A 22159-nucleotide genomic window follows, 5' to 3' on the forward strand; every position below is an offset into this window, starting at 1 on the left:
GCTCAACTCTTCTCCACAGATTTTTGATAAGCACGGGCGTTAGTGTTAACGCCGTTCAGCTCCAGTACTTCCAACACGTCGGTTCCCACAGTACGCAAATCGTCAATGAAGTCCGGCACAATCACCGTGACCCCGTCGAGCTGCGCGCCTTTCACAATTGCCGCCAGCTTGTTGCCGATGGTTTCCGGGGAACCTACCAGCGCCGCACGCGTCATCGAGTTGCGCTGCTCGCCCTGGGAGACGAAACGCTGCGCCATGGTGTTTTGTTTAAAGCTCTTGTCGCCGGAGTATTCGCGGGTCTGGTTGTCCAGCGCGATGGTGTCTACGCCCGAATCGAACAGCGCCACGCGCTCCCGGGCTTCGGCATCGGTCGTGCCAGGGACAATGGTGAAGAGCCCGTAGGTTTTGAAATCGGGTTTTCCCTGCTGTGCCGCCAGCTCTTTAGCGCGCAGGCCGGTTTTAATGAAGTCATCATGATCGGAGCCCAGCATAAAGCTGCCTGTGCAGTGCTCCATGGTGAACAGGAAGCCACGGTCAGATGCGCCGGCGCAGATAATCGGCGGCGGCGTGACGGGTTTGGGGTCAGACATGCAGTCAGTCAGCTGATAATGCTTGCCGACATGATCGACGCGATCTTCAGTCCAGAGACGTTTCAGCACGGTCAGCCATTCCGCCGCCAGCTCGTAGCGTTCGGCATGATCCAGATCCATCCACAGCCCCATCTGGCCCTGATCGGTCGGGTTCGAGCCTGAGACGATATTCAGTCCGAAACGGCCCCTGGAGATTTGATCGAGCACCGCGGTCATTTTGGCGACCACCGCCGGGTGGAACACCATGGTGTGTACGGTGCCCCAGACGCCGATGCGGCTGGTGGCTTCCGCCAGGCCAGCCATCGTGGTCAGGCTTTCCAGCGTCACGTCCCAGTGGCGGGAAGGCCCGCCGTAGCCACGCCATTTCGCCATCGACAGGGCGAAGTCAAAGCCCAGCTGTTCGGCCAGGATCGTCACTTCTTTGTTGTAATCATAGGTCGCCGGAAGCTGAGGGCTGGTGGTTGAGGTGATCCAGCCTCCGTTGCCTACCGGAAGAAACACGCCAAACTCAACGTTGCGATGGTCATTACCAGACATGGGGTTCCCCTTCACTCAGTGCGTTAACTGACGGCAACCCGCCAGGAAGTCGAACGTAATTTGATTGAATAAAGCCGTTTCAGTTTCTGAGAAGCTGTGTCCGCCGCGCGGCACAATTTCCAGCCGGGCTTCCGGGATCGCTTCCGCCAGCAGCCGTGACTGATAAGGCGGCGTAAGAATGTCGTCCTGCGCGCAGAGCACCAGCGTCGGTGTCTGAATAGCAGCCAGTACCGCCGTAGCGTCGTGATCCATGATGGCGTCAATGCGGCTCAGGATGACCTCGCGCTGCGGGAAGCTGGCAACAGAAGCCAGCAGGGCAGGCGACAGCGCTTCCGCGTTCGCTCTCACGTGGTCCGGCGGATAAAGGAATAGCGCGCTGCCGTGCACATACTCTTCCAGCGGGCTGCCAATCAGCAGCGCGCGGCGCATGCGGAAGCACCAGTTAAAATGTTTGTCTGACTTAGCCCAGCTGGCATACAGCACCATGCCGGCCAGCAAAGCGGGATCGCGGGCGGCCAGGTGTTGCCCGATTGCGCCGCCGGTGGAGTGCCCCACCAGCAGCGGGCGCTCCAGTTCCAGCGCCTCAATCAGCGCTTGCAGGTCATCCACCAGCATTTCGATGCTGCAAGGCCCTTCGGGATGGTCAGTTGTACCTGAACCGCGCTGGTCATAGGTGATGACCGTAAAGTGCTTGCTGAAAACCTCAAGCTGCGGTTTCCAGTAGGCCGCTGTGCCACCCAGCCCGGAAACGAAGATCAGCACCGGCCCCGCGCCACATTTCCTGTAATGCGTGTTGATCCCGTTCGTCATGACGTTCGGCATTTCTCACCCTCTCTGGCTATTTTCCTGACCCCGTCAGGCGTTTGAACTAAGCGATGACTGAATAAATAGCACGCTGTTTGCCGCAGCAAGTAGTGCCGATTGCAGCACGCCGTGTTGCCCGTTCTGGTACACGTCTTATACGGAATAGTGAGGGGAAGTTAGTTAAATTCCCGACACACCAGCTTGAGAAAGTGGTGCGCGGCAAAGGAGAGTGAACGGTCGCGGTGCACGCAAATCTCAATGGTCGCGGACACCATCGCTTCGTTATCTATCGGGATAGCGCGCAGCAAATTATGCTCAATTTCCTTGGTAGCGATCAGTTGCGGCCCGATGGTCAGCGTGCGGCCTGCAATAGCCATCGCCTTGGTGAGTTCCAGGTTGTTGGTGTTAACAATGGATTGCGGTACCAGGTGCAGGGCGCGGATGACTTTGTCGAACGTCTGCCGTAAGCCGAAACTGGAAACGGGTAGCGCTATCGGATAAGAGCAGATCTCTTCAAGGCTGACGGATTGATGCCGGGCGAGAGGATGACCGGGCGCCACCAGGCACTGCACGGGAGCAGGGCACTGTTTGATCACTTCCACGCTGGGACGGTTTCCCAGGTTGAACACGATGCCGATGTCGATTTCATCGTTGATGATCGCTTCAATGGTGCGGTCTGAAGATTCGGTATTAATGGAAAACTTAATGGCGGGATAGGTTTCGTTAAACTCAGTCATGATGCGCGGCAGAATGGCCTGAACCACCGCTTCTATCACCCAAATTTTGACTTCACCCTGGCGCAGTCCCTTGAGGTTTCTGATGGCTTCGTGAATGCGGTCCAGGTCACGCACCATCTTGCGGGTGTAGCGTTCCAGCATCATGCCAGCTGGCGTCAGCTGAATGCCGGTATTGCTGCGTTCAATCAGCATGATGCCCAGACTGTGTTCTAATAATGCGATCTGGCGGCTGATAGCTGATGGTGCAACATGTAATCGATCGGCCGCGCGGCGAATAGAACCTGCTGCAGCTACTTCATTGAAATATTTATAAGTATTTAAATTCACTGGAAACCCCCGGAAACGAAACGCTGAACTGCATAAGGGGGCGATGCAATATCAGTACCAGATGACCCAATTTAGTGTTGTCTGTTGGGTAACGGCATGTGAGGCCATTTGGTTCAGGGATCGGGTTGTGGCTGAATATTCAGAAAGGCAGGAAAGGCCTTTTTACATGGAGATTATCGGCAGGTGTCAATGAGCAGAGGGGCATAACGGCCTGAAATGCCGATAAGTGAAGGTTAATTCCTGACCATAAAGTGATGAATTTGACTAACGCGTTTCCTGATGCCTGAATAAATGCCTATTTAATTCAATTAGTTAAAATAAATGAACTCTGGCACGGTTCTTGTAATACTTCTTACAGAACCTGTTCCGGAGAATACGCTAATGGAAATCTTATTTGTACTCGGCTTCTTCCTGATGCTGCTGCTGACCGGCGTTTCGCTGCTGGGCATCGTCGCCGCGCTGGTGGTGGCGACGTTTGTGATGCTGTTTGGCGGTATGTTAGCCATTGTTATAAAAATGTTGCCGTGGCTGGCGCTGGCGGTAGTTTCTGTCTGGATATATCGCGCTTATAAAAAGCCAAAGTCTAAAGCAGACCGGTGGTTATCACGTTAATATCAATGAGTTGTCGGGGAAAGGTGCAATAAAAATGCGCTCTGGATCACAGCATGTGATATTGCACAGACTAAATGGTAATTAAACATATTATTTACTTATGAACTCTGGCAGGATGCTTTTATTGAATTGACACGAATTCATCGCTCTGACCCTACAACCAGCGCGAACTATAAAAAAGAAAAAGGGGCTTCCTGCGGGAAGCCCTGTTTGCGTCTGGCGTTCAGGGAATTAACAGACTGGAGCCTTGCGTAGCACGGCTCTCCAGCGTTTTATGCGCCTGCTGCGCATCTTTTAGGGCGAACTTCTGCTGCTCCGGCACATCAACTTTAATAGCGCCACTACCAATCAGCGAAAACAGCTCATTACTGGCCTGCGTCAGCGCATCACGCGTGGTGATATAGCCGTTCAGTGAAGGGCGGGTAACATATAACGACCCTTTCTGGTTGAGGATTGCCAGATTCACGCCGCTGACCGGGCCGGAAGAGTTGCCGAAGCTGACCATCAGCCCGCGACGTTGCAGAGAGTCCAGCGAAGCTTCCCAGGTATCTTTGCCGACCGAATCATACACCACGCGGACTTTCTTGCCGTCGGTAAGCTCGGCAACGCGTCTGGCGATATCTTCTTCACGATAATTGATGGTGGCCCAGGCACCCGCCTCTTTCGCACGCTGTGCTTTTTCTGCGGAACCCACGGTACCAATCAAATGCGCGCCCAGCGCTTTTGCCCACTGACAGGCAATCAGGCCGACTCCGCCCGCGGCTGCCTGAAACAGGAAGATTTCATCGGGCTGCACGACATAGGTCTGGCGCAGTAAGTAGTGGACCGTCAGACCTTTGAGGAAGGAGGCGGCTGCCTGCTCGTAAGAGATGTTCTCTGGCAACAGGGCCAGCTTATCAACGTGCACAGCATGATAATCGCTGTAAGCGCCTAAGGCGGACTGAGCATAAACCACGCGATCGCCAGGCTTTACGGCCGTAACGCCTTCGCCCACGCTGTGCACCACGCCAGCGGCTTCGGTGCCCAGTCCGCAAGGCAGCGAGGCGGGATATAGCCCGCTGCGCACGTAGGTATCAATATAATTAATGCCGATCGCTTTGTGCTCAACCACCACCTCTCCAGCCTCTGGCTCGGGCATTGCTGTCTCAATCAGCTGCATCACTTCCGGACCGCCATGCTGGCTGATTTGTATACGTTTTGCCATGCTTACTCCTGTGGGTTCCGCGTCATTGAGAGAGGACGCCAGCAGCCCAAAAGGGTATACTTGCCCGTCCCCACACTATTCGGTATTGCATCACTATGGCAGGAAATAAACCCACCAACAAATCCGGTGAAAACCGTGAACCTCGCGACAGACAGATGGAAGGGCTGAAGCTGCCTCCCCATTCGCTGGAAGCGGAGCAGTCCGTGTTGGGCGGGTTAATGCTGGATAATGAGCGCTGGGATAATGTCTCTGAACGCGTCGTGGCGCTCGACTTCTTTAGCCGTCCGCACCGGATGATCTTCAGCGAAATGCAGCGCCTTCTGGAGCTGGGCAAACCCATTGACCTGATCACGCTTTCCGAGTCGCTGGAAACCAAAAACGAGCTTAACCTGGTAGGCGGCTTCGCCTATCTGGCTGAGCTGTCTAAAAACACGCCAAGTGCGGCCAACATCGGCGCTTATGCCGATATCGTGCGTGAACGTGCGGTTGTGCGTGAAATGATTTCAGTCGCCAACGAAATTGCCGATGCAGGCTACGATCCGCAGGGACGAACCAGCGAAGATCTGCTGGATCTGGCGGAGTCGCGCGTGTTCCAGATTGCTGAAAGCAGAGCGAATAAAGACACCGGCCCGAAAAGCGTCGATCAAATTCTTGAGGCAACGATCTCGCGGATCGAGTCGCTCTATCAGACGCCCCATGATGGCGTTACCGGCGTGGACACCGGTTACCATGATCTCAATAAAAAGACCGCCGGTTTGCAGCGTTCAGATCTGATCATCGTCGCGGCTCGTCCGGCAATGGGTAAAACTACCTTTGCCATGAACCTGTGCGAAAACGCCGCCATGCTCCAGGATAAGCCGGTACTGATTTTTAGTCTTGAGATGCCAGGCGAACAGATCATGATGCGTATGCTGGCCTCGCTTTCGCGCGTGGATCAGACCCGTATTCGTACCGGCCAGCTGGATGATGAGGACTGGGCGCGTATCTCCAGCACCATGGGCATTCTGCTGGAGAAAAAGAACATGTTTATTGATGACTCCTCCGGCCTGACCCCTACGGAGGTACGCTCCCGCGCGCGGCGAATCTTCCGCGAGCACGGCGGCCTGAGTCTGATCATGATCGACTACCTGCAACTGATGCGCGTGCCGTCGCTTTCTGATAACCGCACGCTGGAAATCGCCGAGATCTCCCGCTCCCTTAAGGCGCTGGCAAAAGAGTTACAGGTGCCGGTAGTAGCGCTGTCGCAGCTGAACCGATCGCTGGAGCAGCGTGCTGATAAACGTCCGGTCAACTCCGACCTGCGTGAATCTGGCTCTATCGAGCAGGATGCGGACCTGATTATGTTTATCTACCGTGATGAGGTTTATCACGAAAACAGCGATCAAAAAGGGATTGCGGAAATCATTCTCGGCAAGCAGCGTAACGGCCCCATTGGTACCGTGCGTCTCACCTTTAACGGGCAATGGTCGCGGTTTGATAACTACGCAGGCCCGCAGTACGACGACGATTAACCTGGCCTGCACAAAATGGGCATCACCCCGCTATCCATCAGAAAATAGTGTTGGACAACGGAATGAGAAATGCGGTTATCTGTCCGGGTAGCGTTTCTGTTCAGCCGCCCGGATCGATAATGACTCAGATTGATGATTACGACCTTAAGATACTGACTTTACTTGAAACTAACGGTCGTCTGACCAATCAGGAACTGAGTGATTTAGTGGGGCTCTCCGCCTCACAATGTTCACGCCGCCGTATCAGTCTTGAGCAGGCGGGCCTGATTCTGGGATACCACGCGCGGCTCTCGCCTGACGCCGTTGGCCTGGGGATGATAGGGCTGATTGAGGTCCGTCTGATCAACCACACCTCCGATTACGTTGAAAGCTTTCACCGCATGGTGGCAGAGCAGTCTGCGATTGTGGATGCCTATAAAACTACGGGCGATGCCGACTATTTATTGAAGGTGGCCGTGGCCGATCTTGCCGGGCTGAGCGCGTTAATCAGCCAGCTGGTGGCGGGGCACCAGAGCGTCTCCCACGTGAAAACCTCCGTGGTTCTTACCCGCTTAAAAGAAAACGGCATGATGACGCCCGCCTTCGCACCAGTTCAGGGCGAGCCTGCGTCACAATAGTGCATCGAAGTGCATTTTAATGCGCGGCCCGTGTAGAAAAAGAATTTTAGTGCGTGATTTGACGATGTAGCCCGTCTTTTATGCACAAAATAAAGTAGTAAAGCGCCTTGTATTCAATGGGTTGATTCGCTGGCACCATCCGGCTCATTTTTTGCGTGCCGGATTGGTGCGATTTTTGCTGTAACCGGAGACGCTTTCTCTGAGAATCAGCTTTTATGGATAACGTCGTACAACCCGCTAAAATCCCCCATACGCTTGTTGAAGATGCGCTGGCCATCCTGTTTGGCACGCTTCTGGTCTCCTTTGGCGTCACGCTGCTAAAAACTGCCGGTGCGTTAACAGGCAGCACGGCCGGGATTGCCTTTCTGATTAGCTACCTGACGCACACCTCTTTCGGCCTGGCCTTTTTTGTCATCAACCTGCCGTTTTACTGGCTCGCCCTGCGCCGGATGGGACGGGCATTTACGGTGAAAACCTTCTGCGCGGTGGGCCTGGTGTCGCTGTTTACCCATTTGCATCCGCTTTTCATCCACTTTTCCGCGCTGGATCCCTTTTACGCGACACTGTTCGGTAACGTGATAATGGGAATTGGGTTTATAGTGCTGTTCCGGCATAAAGCCAGCCTGGGCGGCATCAATATTCTGGCGTTATGGTTGCAGGATCGGTACGGTATTCGTGCCGGAAAGCTGCAAATGGGCGTTGATACCTGCGTGGTGCTCGCCTCCCTGTTTGTGGTGTCACTGCCGATGCTGGCCGCTTCCATTGCGGGCGCGGTGATCCTGAATCTGATTATCGCCATGAACCATCGCCCCGGACGCTATGACGTCTGACCTGTCCTGTGATGAAGTAAGAAGTAGTGCGCTGCCGGTGAGGGCAGCGCGAGCCTGACCCAACCAATTAATGGAGATCTGCACCGTGTTTCAAAACGTTGATGCCTATGCTGGCGATCCAATTCTCTCCCTGATGGAGACCTTCAAGCAGGATACGCGACCGCAAAAGGTGAACCTGAGCATCGGCTTATATTATGACGAGCAGGGCGAAATTCCCCAGCTGAAGGCGGTAGCAGAAGCGGAAGCGCGTTTAAATGCTGGCGCGCATAACGCCTCGCTTTATCTGCCGATGGATGGTCTGCCCCCTTACCGTAGTGCGATTGCCCCGCTGCTGTTTGGTCAGGATCACCCGATGCTTAAGGCTGGCCGTATCGCCACCATCCAGACCGTTGGCGGTTCCGGCGCGTTGAAAGTGGGTGCGGATTTCCTGAAAACTTACTTCCCGGGTTCTGAGGTCTATGTCAGCGATCCGACGTGGGAAAACCATGTTGCTATCTTCTCCGGTGCCGGGTTCCAGGTAAAAACCTACCCGTGGTACGACGAAGAGAGCAACGGCGTGAAGTTTGCAGAGCTGGTCGCCACACTCAAGACGCTGCCTGCGCAGAGCATCGTGCTGCTGCACCCTTGCTGCCACAATCCGACCGGCGCAGACCTGACGAACGCCCAGTGGGATATCGTTACCGACGTGCTGAAAGGACGCAATCTGATCCCCTTCCTGGACATCGCCTATCAGGGCTTTGGTGCCGGTATGGAAGAAGATGCTTACGCCATTCGCGCTATTGCGGCGGCGGGTCTGCCGGCGCTGGTCAGCAACTCCTTCTCTAAAATCTTCTCGCTCTACGGTGAACGCGTCGGCGGTCTGTCCGTAGTGTGTGATGATGCTGAAGAAGCGTCCCGCGTGCTGGGTCAGCTTAAGGCAACTGTACGCCGCAACTACTCCAGCCCGCCAAACTTCGGTGCGCAGGTCGTGTCAACCGTGCTGAATGATAGCGAGCTGAAGGCTGACTGGCTGGCTGAAGTAGAAGCAATGCGCGTGCGCATTCTCTCTATGCGTCAGGCGCTGGTAGAGGTCCTCAGCACGGCCATGCCGGATAAAAACTTCAACTACCTGTTGCAGCAGCGCGGCATGTTCAGCTACACCGGCCTGAGCACAGAGCAGGTGGACCGCCTGCGTAATGAGTTTGGCATCTACCTGATCGCCAGCGGCCGCATGTGCGTGGCTGGCCTGAACAGCAAAAACGTGCATCTGGTAGCAGAAGCGTTTGCTGCGGTAATGTAACGCTTAAGTCAGCAACAGCTGAATACGGCTCCTTCGGGAGCCGTATTGCCAGGTAAAAGCCGTGAAAATGGAATTTCCGCGCGGGCAGCAAGATCAAATATTGAAGGAAGCCTGAGACAGCGCCACTTTGCAAGAGAAGCGCAAAGCGTCTTATTCCCGACCCACTAACAGAGGCAAAAAGTAAAAATCCCCTCTCACTGAGTCATTACTCCCGTTGCGGCCAGTAAAATTCTGCCATCCTTCTCTCCCCCGGCTGGAAAGTGATACCGATGCCTGCTTCCCTGCGACAGTTACCCCTATTTTTACGATTGCGGGTTTACCTTTTCGCCACATGCTGCACACTTAGCAGGACTCATTTCGTGAAGGAGCAACACAATGTGGTATCAGCAGACAATTACCTTAAGCCCTAAATCCCGCGGATTTCATCTGGTGACCGATGAGATTGTCGAAGAACTGCGGCGCCTCAGCGACGTGCAGGTTGGGCTGCTCCATTTGCTGCTGCAACATACCTCCGCCTCGCTGACGCTGAATGAAAATTGCGATCCCACCGTACGTAGCGATATGGAGCAGCATTTCCTGCGCGCCGTGCCTGAAAAAGCGCCCTACAAACACGATTATGAAGGGGCGGATGATATGCCTGCGCACATCAAATCGTCGATGTTAGGGGCCTCGCTGCTGTTGCCGGTCAGCCGTGGACATCTGGTTCTCGGGACGTGGCAGGGCATCTGGCTGGGAGAACATCGCATTCACGGCGGATCACGCAAAATTGTGGCCACGCTGCAGGGGGAATAAATATGTTCTCAACAGCGTGGCAGAGGCTATGGCAGGCTCAGACGCTTAAAATTCTAAGGAGAGACCGACATGTCTGAACACCCGCGTCTGGCAGAGCAGTTGTGTTATTCCATCTATTCCGCCTCACTGGCTATTAAGCGGCTCTACAAGCCGCTACTGGATGAGATGGGGGTGACCTATCCTCAATATCTGGTCCTCAATGTGCTGTGGGAACAGGGTGAACTGATGATAAGCCAGATTGCCGAAACGCTGGCACTGGAAATCAGCACCCTGACGCCCTTACTGAAAAGGCTTGAGAAAGAAGGGTTCGTTTGCCGTAAACGCAGTTTGCAGGATGAGCGTAAGATACTGATCACGCTGACTGAGAAGGGGGAATCGCTGGAAAAAACCTCCCTGTGTCTTTCGGAGACTCTGCTGAGCCGCTCACAGCTTGAAGGAGAGGCTTTGCAGCAGCTGAATGAACAAATTATTCAGTTGCGTAACAGCATTGTTGAGCAGGAAGTCAGCGGGAAGTAATGTGCCAGCTTTTGCGAAAAAGCGTTGCTGATCAGAAAGCTAACGGAAATTAATCCGTTAGCTTTCACAGGTTGTTCTTTACTGCAAAGGGTACAGACGGGCCACCTGGCTGGCGGCCTTCTGCTTATTTAAGATGCCGTTGCAGTTCAGCAGATGCCTGCTGAATAGCCGTGCGGACCGTTGGTTCCTGGCTCAGGGCATTCAGTAACCCGTAGTCATGGATCATGCCGTTATACCGCGTCACGGTAACGGGGACGCCTGCTGCATCAAGTTTCCGGCCAAAAGCTTCACCCTCATCACGAAGCACATCCAGCTCTGCGGTCTGAATCAGCGTTGGCGGCAAGCCCTGAAGCTGCGCTGAGGTAGCGCGCAAAGGCGAGGCCAGAATGTTGTTGCGGTCCTGCTCCGACGAGGTGTAACTGTCCCAGAACCATTTCATCATGTTTTTCGTCAGAAAATAGCCGTCGGCAAACTGCCCATAAGAGGCGGTGCTGAAGCTGGCATCGGTCACCGGCCAGAGCATGACATCGTAACGGATGGCCGGAGTATGATTATTTTTCGCCTGCAGCGCGACAGCAGCAACCATATTTCCCCCCACGCTGTTGCCTACCAGCGCAAGACGTTTGCCATCCACGCCAATCTCTTCACCGTGCTGAGCGACCCATTTTGTTGCTTCATAGGCCTGTGTAATCGCTACCGGGAAATGAGCTTCCGGTGAGGGATCGTAATTAACAAATACGGCAGCGGCACCAGACTCGTTGACCAGATCACGGACCAGGCGCTCGTGAGTCGGATAATCACCTAACACCCAGCCTCCGCCATGAAAGAACATGAACACCGGCAGCGTACCCTCTGCATGAAGCGGTTTCACGATGGTCAGGGTCAGCGGTTTCCCCATCACGCTAATCGTTTTCTCAGAAACCTGTGCCGGAGGAAGCGAAGCTCCTTTCTGCGCCCCGATAAGCACGTTGCGGGCATCTGCTGGCGAAAGTTGTTCAATAGGCTTTCCGCCGCCGCTGTTTAACGCGTGCAGGAATTTTGCCACACCTGCCGTTGGTGCAGGCTGGTTGCCTGGTTCGGCAGCCCAGGCAGACAATGTACTGGTTAACAACATAGCGGCTATGGCGGTTTTTTTGCTGTTCATGGCGGAGTCCTCAGTAGGAGTTTAATTTGCTATTAAATAGTGTGCTACTTAAGTCGGTAGAGCCATCCTGCCATAACCAATATATTTTGCAAGCGATTAGTTATCGCGATAACAAAATAATCAGGCAGCCCATTTTAAGCCGGGAGGAACGATATGCTAAAGAAATCACCTATACTCACCTACCACGATGACTACGTTGCAAGGGGAATAAAAGCATGAACGTATCGGATCTTCTGACTTACTGCATGGATAAACCGGGCGCGGAACAGAGCGTTCACAGCGACTGGAAAGCAACACAGATTAAAGTCGACGACGTATTATTTGCGCTGGTTCATGAAGTTGATGGCCGCCCGGCTGTGGCGCTGAAAGCGACACCAGCACTGGCGGAGTTACTGCGTGATGCGCATGAGGATGTGCAGCCCAGCGAACATCTTAACAAGTCGCACTGGAGCACTGTGCTGCTGGACGGCACGCTGAAAGATTCACAGATTTACTATCTGGTGGATGCCTCTTTGCAGAAGGCGCTGGATACGCGCCGCGCGCACTAGCTGCCTGGAGAGTTGCCCAGGGGCTGAAGCTGTCAGGCCCATTCGGGAATACCGCAAACATTAAGCTTTTTGCCAGTCAAGGATCAGCTCGCCGTAGAGCATTTCCGCCTCGTTCAGGCGGCTCAGCAGGCAGTATTCATCTGTCTGGTGCGCCATTGCGGGTTCACCTGGCCCCAGAATAATGCAGGGCGGATTACCGATCGCTGGCAGCAGCAGTGAGGCATCGGTAAAGTAGGGCACGATTTTGGCCGTTAGCGGCTCTGCATGCAGCGGCTGGCAATGCTGATACACGCTTTCAATCCACTTATTCTCCTCTGCACTGAGCACGGCAGGCAGATCCACCAGCGTGGAAACCACAACGCTTTCCCCCAGCACGGTAGAGAGATCCTGCCGGATGGTGGCGTGGTGTAAATTGGGCGCGGTGCGGATATCCACATCAAACTGAGTACGATCCGGAACGGAGTTGATATTCAGGCCGCCCTGAATGCGCCCGACATTGATCGTCGGCTTCTTCATCAGCGGATGCGGTTCGCCTGGCTCAAAGTGGCGGATCTTACCCAGCGCTTCAGCAGCCAGATAGATCGCATTGATCCCCAGCTCCGGCATAGCGCCATGCGCAGTTTTACCGCGAGTTTCACAACGCAACCAGAGCGCCCCTTTATGGCCGATTACCGGATAATTTGCCGTAGGTTCCCCGACGATAAGCGCACCGACAGCGGGAAGTTCGCCCGTGGCGATCAGCGCTTTTGCGCCATCACAACCCGTTTCTTCTCCACCGGTAATCAGCAATACCACGCCGGTTCCTTCACGGATTACGGCCTGGTGGGTGACGCAGGCGACAGCAAAGGCTGCAATCGCCGCTTTCATATCGCTGGCGCCGCGTCCGTACAGTCGATCGCCCTCGATCGTGGTGCCAAACGGGTCATGTTGCCAGGCCTGATTTCCCAGCGGCACGGTATCCAGATGGCCGGTAAAGGCCAGCGGATCGCCTTCGGCTCTGCCAGCGATCCTGGCGATCATATTGACGCGATCCCCGCCAAACGAGCTAAGCGTGACCTCAAAACCCTGCGCTTCAAGCCAGCCAGCGAAAAACGCCATGCAGGCAGCCTCATCGCCGGGCGGATTAATGGTATTGAAACTCAGTAAACGTTGAGCCAGTTCAGAGGTATGATGATTCATCCGGCGTTCTCCTTGCGTGGGCAGTTGAGGTCAGGGGCCATCCGCTTATGCGGCTCTCTCTGTCAGCCACGCCAGGCAATTGATCCAGAGCTGGCGATAACCCGGCCAGGCAGCAAACTCGGCGGGCAGCCAGTGGGCGGACATGTCGCTGGTCCAGACTAACGAGCGGCCTTGCTGATATTCACGTACCGCAACCAGCGGATGGGATGTGCCCGCCACGGTGGCCAGCAGCTTCCCTTCCGGCTGCATTTCCACTTCGTTGTAGCCCAGCAGCCAGGGCCAGTCGCCAGAGATATTACTGAACACGGCATGAGGTTCTCTGATCTCAGGGTAAATGCCTTCCGGCGACTCAATGCGGTCATCCCAGGCCAGGCAACGCACCGGCAGGACTTTTTCCACCGCAGTGTTGCGATAGCGGGCGCCGCCGTTAATGCCCTGAAAACTGTAATAACCGCCAATCATCATCAGGCTGCCGCCAGCGGCGACGTAATCATGGATCAGCGCCAGACGGTTCGGGGTACGCTGGCTTTTCAGCCAGGTATCGGGATGCAGCAGCAGCGTGTTGGCGCCAATATCTGACAGAATGATGGCGTCCCACTGCTGCAGCGCTTCCAGCGTCAGCGGAAAACTCACCGGCGCTTCATGGGCGGGCATATGCGTGATGGCGTAATCGCTGTCAGCCAGCGCTGCGAGGAACTCCGTCGCGCCGTTGTGCCAGGTAGCGGTGGCAAACTGATCGAAGCCTTTTACGTGCGTTGAGGTGCTGGTCCATGACTCTCCGACCAGTAAAATATTCTTTGGCATAACGACTCCCTTTACCCGCCAAAAACGCGCTGCGGGTTGGCAATTAATAAGGTTTCAAGCTGCTCGCCGCTGACGCCGTGACGGCGCAGACGAGGCACGAAATGTTTGAGGATATAGCCATAACCGTGGCCGCCGTAGCGGGTCAGCATGGTTTTCAGAAACACATCCTGCGACAGCAGGATCTGCTGGATAAAGCCGTCGTCGATCAGCTCGCAGATAGCGCGGGCGTTCTCTTCGTCAGACGGAGACTGCGCAGACTCGTCGGCGTAGTAGTAGCTCATACCAATCATGTCATATTCGAGAAAAGCCCCGCGCTGCGCCAGCTCACGCTGATAGCGTTTATCGGCACAGCTGGGGTTCATATGGCACAGCACGGTGTGGCGCAGATCTGCCCCTTCCTGCTCCAGGATATCAAGCACTTTATGTCCCAGCCTTTCCCAGCCGGGAAGATGAACCTCAATCGGCACGCCGGTAGCCGCGCTGGCGCGGCCTGCTGCCCGCAGAGATTTTTCTTCGTCAGCAGTAAACCGGCTTGATACGCCGATTTCGCCAATCAGTCCGGCTATCACCTCAGGTTTTTCCGCTGCGCCACCCACGTCGTAAATCAGCTTTTCTGTCAGCTCCTCTACGGAAATCGCTTTCACCCACTCGGGGTGGGAAGGCTCAAGGTAGAGTCCTGTCCCCATGATGATGTTCAGACCGGTCAGCCGTGCAATCCGCTGGAGCGCTTTGGGATCGCGACCGATGCCGATATTGGTTGGGTCGATAACCGTTTCACCGCCCAGGGCGCGAAACTTCATCAGTTCCTCAATAGCGACGTCCACGTCAAAGAGCTGGCAGTTATCGCGACTCATTAACGGGTTAAGCGACAGCTCGCCCAGGTTTTCGATCCTGACCGGCATTTCGGCAATATGGCGATCGCTACAGCAGCAGGGCGCGACCCATTTGCCGGAGGCGTCCAACAGAATATGTTCATGCATCAGCGTCACGCCCATTTCTGCCAGCGGCAGGGGGCCAAGCACACTCATCACATAACCGCTGCTGACGCCTACCGGCAACGGCTCCGCATGGCGAAAAATCGATCCTTTCATCAGCTATCCTTTCGACGGCGCTCGCGCCGGGTTGAGAATGCGGGTGTTCAGCCAGATAGCCAGCAGGATAATGGTGCCAGTAGCAATCTGGGTGTAGAACGGCGAGATATGCGACAGGATCAGCCCGTTCTGGATGATGGCGATCGACAGGGCGCCCAGCAGCGTGCCGATGATAGTACCGAAGCCGCCAAACAGGCTGGTGCTGCCTAACACCACTGCTGCAATCACCTGCAACTCAAACCCTTCTCCCTGATTTGAGGAGCCGCTGCCCAGGCGCGCGGTGATAATCATCCCGGCCAGCGCGGCGGCCATGCCGCTGATGATGTAGACGCGCATCGTAACCGCTTTGGTATTGATACCGCTGCGGCGGGCGCCTTCTGCATTGGCGCCAATAGCGGTCACATAGCGGCCAAAGCGCATATGGTTCAGCACAATATGCCCGACGATTAACACCACAATGCCAATCAGCGCGGGCATCGGGATGCCCAGCACCCAGGCTCGTCCCATTGCGGTAAACAGGCTGTCTGCCGGAATGGGAATGGAGTAGCCTTGAGTGATCAGCAACGCTACGCCACGCACCACGGCAAGAGTGGCAAGGGTCACGATAAAGGCAGGGATTCCTTCGTAAGCAATAAAGAATCCGTTGATAGCGCCGACCAGACCGCCCAGGAGCAGGCCGCCGAGCAGCACCACAGGCCAGGGTAAGCCCCAGTAATTCAGTGCAATAGCAGAAAGCGCGCCCACCAGTGCCAGCGTAGAGCCTACCGACAGGTCGATTCCTCCCGTAGTGATCACCAGCGTCATGGCGGTGGCGACGATCAGCAGCGGGGCGCTCTGGCGGATGATATTCAGCCAGTTGGTGCTGCTGAGAAAGTTACCGGTGATAAACGAGAACACCACGCAACAGAAAACGAAAAACAGCGCGATGCTGACGACGCCCGAGTGGTTATGCAAGAGGCGGCGCGGCAGCGAATGGCGGATAACGCGTGGAGTGCTCAGATTAATCATACTCATCCCGTTTACCTCAGTGCGCGGCGGCTGAGTGAGCGGTGAACTTCTCACCGACAATCAGATTAACGATATCGCTCAGGCTGGTGTTTGCCACCAGGCGATCCGCCACGTTGGTACCTTCATACATCACCATGATGCGGTCGCAAACCAGGAAGAGATCTTGCAGCCGGTGGGTGATCAAAATCACGCTGACTCCCCTGGCGCTGACGCGCCGGATCAGTTCCAGCACCGCCTCCACTTCTGCCACGGCCAGCGCGGCGGTGGGTTCATCCATAATCAGAACTTTCGGTTCGAAGGCGGCTGCACGGGCAATGGCAATCGCCTGGCGTTGCCCCCCGGAGAGATTACGCACCAGCAACCGCGTATCAGGGATGGAAATTCCCAGACCTTTCAGCATTTCACGGGCATCTGCATGCATTTTTTTCTGGTCAAGAAAAGGGATGCCCAGCCTATGCTTCATCGGCTCGCGGCCCATAAACAGGTTGCCCGCCACGTCTACGGTGTCGCACAGCGAGAGATCCTGATAGACCATTTCGATATGGCAGCGGCGCGCGTCGGCTGGATTAGCAAAATGCTGTTCTTCACCGTCAATGCGGATGGCACCGCTGGTGGGCACTACGGCACCGGAAAGCACTTTGGTCAGGGTGGATTTCCCCGCGCCGTTATCCCCCACCAGGCCCAGTACTTCACCCGGCGCCAGCTTGAGGTTAACCCCGCGCAGCGAGCGAATAGAGCCGTAAGTTTTGGTGATATTGACCATTTCTACCCGCGCTTTAACGGGTTGTGGCTGTTGCATCGTTAACTCCCATCGCCAGACAGCGGCAAGGACGGTGATGGCAGAAAAAGGGCCTGCCAGTCGCGGTTCACATCTTGTAAACCGGTTTACCTGACTGGCGGGCCTTTCCACACTGCACATCGGAAAAAACGCTTAAATATTTGTTCGCCGGATGAAGTAAAGCAGCTTCCATGCCAGGCGGCGGGGAGTGGACAGTGTCATGTTTTTAACCGGCTGAAATAAAAGATGAAAATAGTTATATTTTTAGTAAACCGGTTTACGGGAAGGGAGGTGGCAAGGAAGGAGTGAACAGTTTTTGCGCCATCATTGTGCGAATAGCGCGCCATTTTGGGCAGGCTTAACGGATTTGAATGGAGTCGCGACCGATCCAGGTCACTGGCAGGCGGGTTTCTGCAGCAATATTCTCCTCTCCGTTAAGCAGCCGCAGCATCAGGCTGACGGCGGTTCTGCCCAGCTCTCTGGCGGGTTGGCGGATAGTGGAAATGCGGGGCTGCGTAAAATCGGCATAGCTGGCGTCATCAAAACCCACCAGCGAGAGATCCTGTGGTGCATGCAGGCCCAGCTCGCGCAGGCCATCCAGCAAGCCCAGCACCAGAAAGTCACTGGCGGCGAAAACGGCAGTAGGGCGGATATCGCGGCTGAACAGCTGATGCAGCGCCCGCTGGCCGAATTCGCGCTGATAATTTCCATACATCACCCACTCCGGTGGGCAGTGCAATCCGGCCTGCGCCAGCGCGGTGCAGAAGCCGTGATAGCGCTCCCGCACGCTCATCAACTCGTCCGGCCCACCGATAAAGGCGATTTGCCGGTGTCCGGCGACAATCAGCTGCTGCGTGGCCAGCATACCGCCCTGCACGTTATCGGCAAAAACCTTGGGCACCGTGCTGCCAGGGATATCCTCATCCAGCAGCACAATGCGCTGATGACGCTGGATCTCCTTGCGCAACAGGCCGTTATCGGGGCGATTAGTGGTAAACAGCAGGCCATCAACCTGGCAGGTATCCAGCCAGCGGATAAACTGGCTCTCTTTTTCCGGATTGTTGCGGGTGATGCAAAGCACCAGGCTGTAGCCATGTTCAAACGCCGCCTCTTCCGCAGCATCGGCCAGTTCTGCGAAGAAGGGGTTAGTGATATCCGGCAGCACCAGCCCCAGCGTTTCGCTGCCGCCTTTACTCAGACGGCGGGCCAGACTGTTGCCCCGGTAATCCAGTTGAGCAATAGCCGATTCAATCCGCGTAATGGTTTCCTGCGGCAGCACGATACTGTGGTTCAGGTAGCGGGAAACGGTGGCTTTAGAGAGACCTGCAAGGGTTGCCACATCAGAGAGCAGAACGCGTTTTTTTATCATCATGCAGGCCATATCAGAGAGAAGGATATCTGTAACATAGTTAAGCGCCGCTGTTATACCATTTTTTGCAATCTTCAGATCTTAACAAAATTAACGCTTGACAAAAAAACGACAACGGAGAATGGTAATAGACAGTTTACCTGCACGGCCCGGGAAGCAATTCCCACCCTGTTAAAAGCATTTTATTCCTGCGCCGACACGGACCGGCTGCAAAAATGTTTTTTCCCGGTTTCTGTCGATCGTCTCTTTTTTAAAAAAAGAGCGTCAGTCATCACGCTGATATTTGTCCTGCCAACACTTCCCGCCGGATTAATTTTCGCTGCGGCATAGCTGGTTATAACTCAATTCCACTGAGGACAATAATGATGGTATTTAACACCGGGAAATTACGTGTTCTGGCACTGGCGACAGTATTAATGGCATCCGGCAGTTATATGGCTGCTGCCTGGGCAGCCGCGCCCACTTATGCCCTGGTTCAGATTAATCAGCAGGCGCTGTTTTTCAATTTGATGAATAAAGGGGCACAGGACGCCGCAAAAGCCAGCGGAAAAGATCTGGTGGTCTTCAATGCTACTGATAATCCGGTTGCGCAGAATGATGCCATCGAAAATTATATTCAGCAGGGTGTGAAGGGCATTCTGGTCGATGCCATTGACGTCAACGGCATTATGCCTGCCATCAAAGAAGCGGCAGCGGCAAAGATCCCGGTGATTGCCATTGATGCCGTGTTGCCTGAAGGGCCGCAGGCGGCCCAGGTGGGCGTGGATAATATTGAGGGCGGTAAAATCCTTGGTCGCTACTTCCTTGATTATGTGCAAAAAAATATGAACGGCAAGGCACGGCTGGGTATTGTTGGTGCGCTGAACTCAGCCATTCAGAACGACCGGCAAAAAGGGTTCCAGGAGATCATCACAGCCAACAAGCAGATTACCGTGGCCGACGTGGTGGATGGCCGCAATATTCAGGACAGCGCCATGACGGCGGCAGAGAATCTGATTACCGGCAACCCTGATTTAACCGCTATCTATGCCACCGGCGAGCCGGCACTGCTGGGAGCGATTGCGGCTGTTGAAAACCAGGGGCGGCAAAAGGACATTAAGGTGTTTGGCTGGGATCTTACGGCTAAAGCCATCAGCGGCATAGATGGCGGATATGTTGCCGCCGTTCTGCAACAGGATCCTGAGAAGATGGGCGAAGAGGCGTTGAAAGCCCTGAACGACATCAGCGCTGGAAAAACGGTGCCAAAGCGAATTTTGGTGCCCGCTACCGTGGTGACAAAAGCGAACGTTGACCCCTATCGTCCTCTTTTCAAATAAATCTGCAGGCCCACAGAGAGGTGGGCCTGCGCGTTAGTTTTGTAGCAGCGCGTTGAGTTCAGCTATGTTGGGGAAAGCGCTGTGGGTTCCCGGACGGCTGACGGTAATGGCCGCAGCCTTACTGGCGTGAGTAAGTGCTAACTCGTCTATCTCGCTCTGGCGGAGCAGGGCGGAGGCGAGCATCACCGCCAGAAACGTGTCGCCAGCGCCGGTGGTATCAATAGCCTGAGCGGGTGTTGCCGCACAAAACTGAGTTTTATCAGCGGTTTTCAGCGATGCGCCCTGAGATCCGTGAGTGATCACTAACGTTTTTACGCCCGCAGGCTTGAGTAACTCAGCCTCATGCTCGTTAAGTACCGCGATATCTACCAGCGGCCAGAGCTGAGCAAACTCAGGTTTAACGGGCGACGGATTGAAGACGGCGATCATTCCGTTGGCTCTGGCCAGCTCGAACAGACTGCGGGTTTTCTCCAGGGAGAAATTGCCTTGCTGTAGTAAAACATCGCCAGGCTGTGCGCCGGTTAGCGCCTGCGTAATCTCTGCCAGGCTCAAAGAGTCAGCTGCAACGGTGGCGGTGACGATGGCATTATCGCCATCTTCGCTATTGAAAATAATTGAGGTATCACTGTGACAAGGGAATAACTTTTCAGGCAACAGGCGTAGCGGCTCAGCGCGTATTTGCTCTCTGATCCAGCTGCCATTACTGTCATTTCCCACGGCGGCAATAAGCGTTGTCTCTATTCCGCAGCGGGCAAGTAATATGGCCTGATTAGCCCCTTTTCCTCCGATATCTTGTGAGATTTTATTGCCATGAATGGATGAGCCTTTTTTGGGAATATCAGATATTGCCCAGGTTTCATCGACGGTGATATTACCGGTGACATAAACACGCATTGTGTTTCCTTGAACAGGATGAAGAAGATGGTTGCTATATCAGCAGGAAAAACAGACGCAATACAAGCTATTTTTTCACGTAAGAAAGCGGTCATTGGCGTTATTCATTGCGACCCCTTTCCCGGCACACCAAAATACAGAGGAAAGACTGTAGGCGATATTATTGAGCGCGCGCTACGCGATGCGGATAATTATATTTCCGGCGGTGTTCATGGTTTGATCATTGAAAATCATGGCGATATTCCCTTCTCCAAGCCGGAAGATATTGGCCCGGAAACCGCTGCGCTAATGGCAGTGATAACCGAAAAAGTCCGTACCCGGTTTAACGTACCGCTGGGCATCAATGTCCTTGCTAATGCGGCCATTCCAGCACTGGCCACCGCGCTGGCGGGCGGGGCAGACTTTGTACGTGTTAATCAGTGGGCGAATGCTTATATCGCCAACGAAGGCTTTATCGAAGGCGCGGCGGCTAAAGCACTGCGTTACCGCAGCCAACTGCGGGCGGAGCACATCAAAGTGTTTGCCGACAGCCACGTCAAACATGGCAGCCACGCTATTGTGGCCGACCGTTCCATTCAGGAGCTGACCCGTGATGTGGATTTCTTTGAGGCCGACGCGGTGATCGCCACCGGACAGCGAACCGGTGACAGCGCGACGCTGGACGAAATTGACGAGATCCGCAGCGCAACCGAACTGCCGCTGCTGGTCGGGTCGGGCGTAACGCCGGACAACGTTGGGCAGATCCTTGCCAGAACCCAGGGCGTGATCGTCGCCAGCGCGTTAAAGGTGGATGGCGTCTGGTGGAATGAGGTCGAACTGGCCCGCGTACAACATTTTATGGCGGCAGCCCGCAGCGTGCTGGAGGCTGAATAGATGGAGGCGTTCAGCGATCGCCTGTTGCGTGAGCATCAGGCTGGCTGGCAGGCGATGCAGCAGCATCGCTTTGTCTGCGAGATAGAGCAGGATCGCCTGCCGGAAGAGGTGTTTAACCGCTATCTGGTGTTCGAGGGGAATTTTGTTGCTACCGCCATCGCTATCTTTGCGCTGGGGGTAAGTAAAGCCCCCGACATCCGCCAGCAGCGTTGGCTCATCGGCGTACTGAATGCGCTGGTCGATACGCAGATTGCATGGTTTGAAAAGGTGCTGGCGAAGCGTGAGGTCAATCCTGCAAACTATCCGGATAACCTGCCGGGCGTGCAGCGTTTCCGCGAGGGTATGCTGAATGTGGCACAGCGCGGTAGTTATTCGGAGATCGTCACGCTAATGTTTGGGGCGGAATGGATGTATTACCACTGGTGCAAACGCGTCAGTCTGAAAACGCAGAGCGATAGCGACATTCGCCACTGGGTTGAGATGCATGCAGAAGAGGAATTTTATCAGCAGGCGAGCTGGCTGAAAGCGGAGCTGGACCGCTGTGCAGCAGAAATGAGTGTGGAAGAGAAGTTCGCCCTCTCCGAGCTATATGGCAAGGTGTTGAAATGGGAGATAGATTTTCATACTGCCGCTTATTCTGACGAAGAGCCAGCCGCAGCAAGTCAGGCATCGGTATCAGTTGGCAATGGCTTAAGCGAGTAAAGAGAATCTGACTACTCTACCAATCACCGCTGTGAAGCCTGAGGAGATTCTGTAAAGGCAACATTCGGAATAACAAAACGGGCGGAAAATTCCGCCC

Annotated in this window: 23 protein-coding genes; 11 read left to right on the plus strand and 12 right to left on the minus strand. The window is 54.9% G+C overall.

Annotated features, from left to right (window positions below; all coding sequences use genetic code 11):
* Window positions 1-2: 2 nt before the first annotated feature.
* The 3 genes from SD961_RS00290 to SD961_RS00300 all read right to left on the minus strand — a co-directional run bounded on the left by SD961_RS00290 (window position 3) and on the right by SD961_RS00300 (window position 2995).
* The gene (locus SD961_RS00290; protein ID WP_318788430.1) at window positions 3-1127 is read right to left on the minus strand and encodes an LLM class flavin-dependent oxidoreductase; all 1125 of its coding nucleotides are present in this window, start codon (window positions 1125-1127) and stop codon (window positions 3-5) included.
* A 15-nt stretch (window positions 1128-1142) separates the two neighbouring features.
* A complete protein-coding gene (locus SD961_RS00295) occupies window positions 1143-1949 on the minus strand; it encodes an alpha/beta fold hydrolase (RefSeq protein ID WP_318788431.1) in 807 nt (268 codons plus the stop codon).
* Between the two features lie 158 nt (window positions 1950-2107).
* Complete coding sequence (locus SD961_RS00300) at window positions 2108-2995, minus strand: LysR family transcriptional regulator (protein ID WP_318788432.1); 888 nt, start codon at window positions 2993-2995, stop codon at window positions 2108-2110.
* Window positions 2996-3376: 381 nt separating this feature from the next.
* On the opposite strand from SD961_RS00300, the gene pspG reads away from it, so the two are divergent.
* Window positions 3377-3607, plus strand: coding sequence for an envelope stress response protein PspG (gene pspG / locus SD961_RS00305; RefSeq protein ID WP_318788433.1), 231 nt, complete (start codon window positions 3377-3379; stop codon window positions 3605-3607).
* Window positions 3608-3830: 223 nt separating this feature from the next.
* On the opposite strand, the gene SD961_RS00310 is transcribed toward pspG, so the two are convergent.
* Window positions 3831-4811, minus strand: coding sequence for a quinone oxidoreductase (locus SD961_RS00310; RefSeq protein ID WP_318788434.1), 981 nt, complete (start codon window positions 4809-4811; stop codon window positions 3831-3833).
* Window positions 4812-4906: 95 nt separating this feature from the next.
* Between SD961_RS00310 and dnaB the strand changes: the two genes are divergently transcribed.
* The 6 genes from dnaB (at window position 4907) to SD961_RS00340 (ending at window position 10356) form a co-directional block, all read left to right on the plus strand.
* Window positions 4907-6322, plus strand: a complete 1416-nt coding sequence (dnaB, locus tag SD961_RS00315; RefSeq protein ID WP_318788435.1) for a replicative DNA helicase — start codon at window positions 4907-4909, stop codon at window positions 6320-6322.
* Between the two features lie 119 nt (window positions 6323-6441).
* Window positions 6442-6939, plus strand: a complete 498-nt coding sequence (locus SD961_RS00320; RefSeq protein WP_318788436.1) for an Lrp/AsnC family transcriptional regulator — start codon at window positions 6442-6444, stop codon at window positions 6937-6939.
* Between the two features lie 215 nt (window positions 6940-7154).
* Window positions 7155-7769 carry a YitT family protein gene (locus SD961_RS00325; RefSeq protein ID WP_318788437.1) on the plus strand — a complete coding sequence of 205 codons (615 nt, stop codon included), beginning with the start codon at window positions 7155-7157 and terminating at the stop codon, window positions 7767-7769.
* An 85-nt stretch (window positions 7770-7854) separates the two neighbouring features.
* Complete coding sequence (locus SD961_RS00330) at window positions 7855-9048, plus strand: amino acid aminotransferase (protein WP_318788438.1); 1194 nt, start codon at window positions 7855-7857, stop codon at window positions 9046-9048.
* A gap of 375 nt (window positions 9049-9423) precedes the next feature.
* Window positions 9424-9840 (plus strand): secondary thiamine-phosphate synthase enzyme YjbQ, encoded by a 417-nt coding sequence (locus SD961_RS00335; protein WP_318788439.1) that lies wholly within the window; start codon window positions 9424-9426, stop codon window positions 9838-9840.
* Window positions 9841-9909: 69 nt separating this feature from the next.
* On the plus strand, window positions 9910-10356 hold the full coding sequence (locus SD961_RS00340; RefSeq protein WP_318788440.1) for a MarR family transcriptional regulator: 447 nt from the start codon (window positions 9910-9912) through the stop codon (window positions 10354-10356).
* 124 nt (window positions 10357-10480) lie between these two features.
* Here the strand turns inward: SD961_RS00340 and SD961_RS00345 are convergent, their stop codons facing one another.
* A complete protein-coding gene (locus tag SD961_RS00345) occupies window positions 10481-11500 on the minus strand; it encodes an alpha/beta hydrolase (RefSeq protein WP_318788441.1) in 1020 nt (339 codons plus the stop codon).
* A gap of 215 nt (window positions 11501-11715) precedes the next feature.
* Between SD961_RS00345 and SD961_RS00350 the strand changes: the two genes are divergently transcribed.
* Window positions 11716-12048, plus strand: a complete 333-nt coding sequence (locus SD961_RS00350) for an MmcQ/YjbR family DNA-binding protein (RefSeq protein ID WP_318788442.1) — start codon at window positions 11716-11718, stop codon at window positions 12046-12048.
* 60 nt (window positions 12049-12108) lie between these two features.
* Here SD961_RS00350 and SD961_RS00355 read toward each other — a convergent pair whose 3' ends face one another.
* The 6 genes from SD961_RS00355 to SD961_RS00380 all read right to left on the minus strand — a co-directional run bounded on the left by SD961_RS00355 (window position 12109) and on the right by SD961_RS00380 (window position 18289).
* Window positions 12109-13227, minus strand: a complete 1119-nt coding sequence (locus SD961_RS00355; RefSeq protein ID WP_318788443.1) for a M20 family metallopeptidase — start codon at window positions 13225-13227, stop codon at window positions 12109-12111.
* Window positions 13228-13272: 45 nt separating this feature from the next.
* Complete coding sequence (locus tag SD961_RS00360) at window positions 13273-14031, minus strand: glutamine amidotransferase (protein WP_318788444.1); 759 nt, start codon at window positions 14029-14031, stop codon at window positions 13273-13275.
* 11 nt (window positions 14032-14042) lie between these two features.
* Window positions 14043-15122 (minus strand): phosphotriesterase-related protein, encoded by a 1080-nt coding sequence (locus SD961_RS00365; protein WP_318788445.1) that lies wholly within the window; start codon window positions 15120-15122, stop codon window positions 14043-14045.
* Between the two features lie 3 nt (window positions 15123-15125).
* Complete coding sequence (locus SD961_RS00370) at window positions 15126-16127, minus strand: ABC transporter permease (RefSeq protein WP_318788913.1); 1002 nt, start codon at window positions 16125-16127, stop codon at window positions 15126-15128.
* A gap of 19 nt (window positions 16128-16146) precedes the next feature.
* Complete coding sequence (locus SD961_RS00375) at window positions 16147-16893, minus strand: ATP-binding cassette domain-containing protein (protein WP_318788915.1); 747 nt, start codon at window positions 16891-16893, stop codon at window positions 16147-16149.
* Window positions 16894-17266: 373 nt separating this feature from the next.
* Window positions 17267-18289, minus strand: a complete 1023-nt coding sequence (locus tag SD961_RS00380; protein WP_318788446.1) for a LacI family DNA-binding transcriptional regulator — start codon at window positions 18287-18289, stop codon at window positions 17267-17269.
* Window positions 18290-18639: 350 nt separating this feature from the next.
* Here SD961_RS00380 and SD961_RS00385 point away from each other — a divergent pair, with 350 nt between their 5' ends.
* Complete coding sequence (locus tag SD961_RS00385) at window positions 18640-19593, plus strand: substrate-binding domain-containing protein (RefSeq protein WP_318788447.1); 954 nt, start codon at window positions 18640-18642, stop codon at window positions 19591-19593.
* Window positions 19594-19626: 33 nt separating this feature from the next.
* Here SD961_RS00385 and SD961_RS00390 read toward each other — a convergent pair whose 3' ends face one another.
* On the minus strand, window positions 19627-20487 hold the full coding sequence (locus SD961_RS00390; RefSeq protein WP_318788448.1) for a ribokinase: 861 nt from the start codon (window positions 20485-20487) through the stop codon (window positions 19627-19629).
* Between the two features lie 27 nt (window positions 20488-20514).
* Here SD961_RS00390 and SD961_RS00395 point away from each other — a divergent pair, with 27 nt between their 5' ends.
* Both SD961_RS00395 and SD961_RS00400 read left to right on the plus strand, forming a co-directional pair.
* On the plus strand, window positions 20515-21360 hold the full coding sequence (locus tag SD961_RS00395) for a BtpA/SgcQ family protein (protein WP_318788449.1): 846 nt from the start codon (window positions 20515-20517) through the stop codon (window positions 21358-21360).
* Window positions 21361-22062 (plus strand): TenA family protein, encoded by a 702-nt coding sequence (locus tag SD961_RS00400; RefSeq protein ID WP_318788450.1) that lies wholly within the window; start codon window positions 21361-21363, stop codon window positions 22060-22062.
* The last annotated feature ends 97 nt before the right edge of the window (window positions 22063-22159 follow it).

This window comes from Erwinia sp. MMLR14_017 (assembly GCF_033657285.1).
Lineage (GTDB): Bacteria > Pseudomonadota > Gammaproteobacteria > Enterobacterales > Enterobacteriaceae > Erwinia.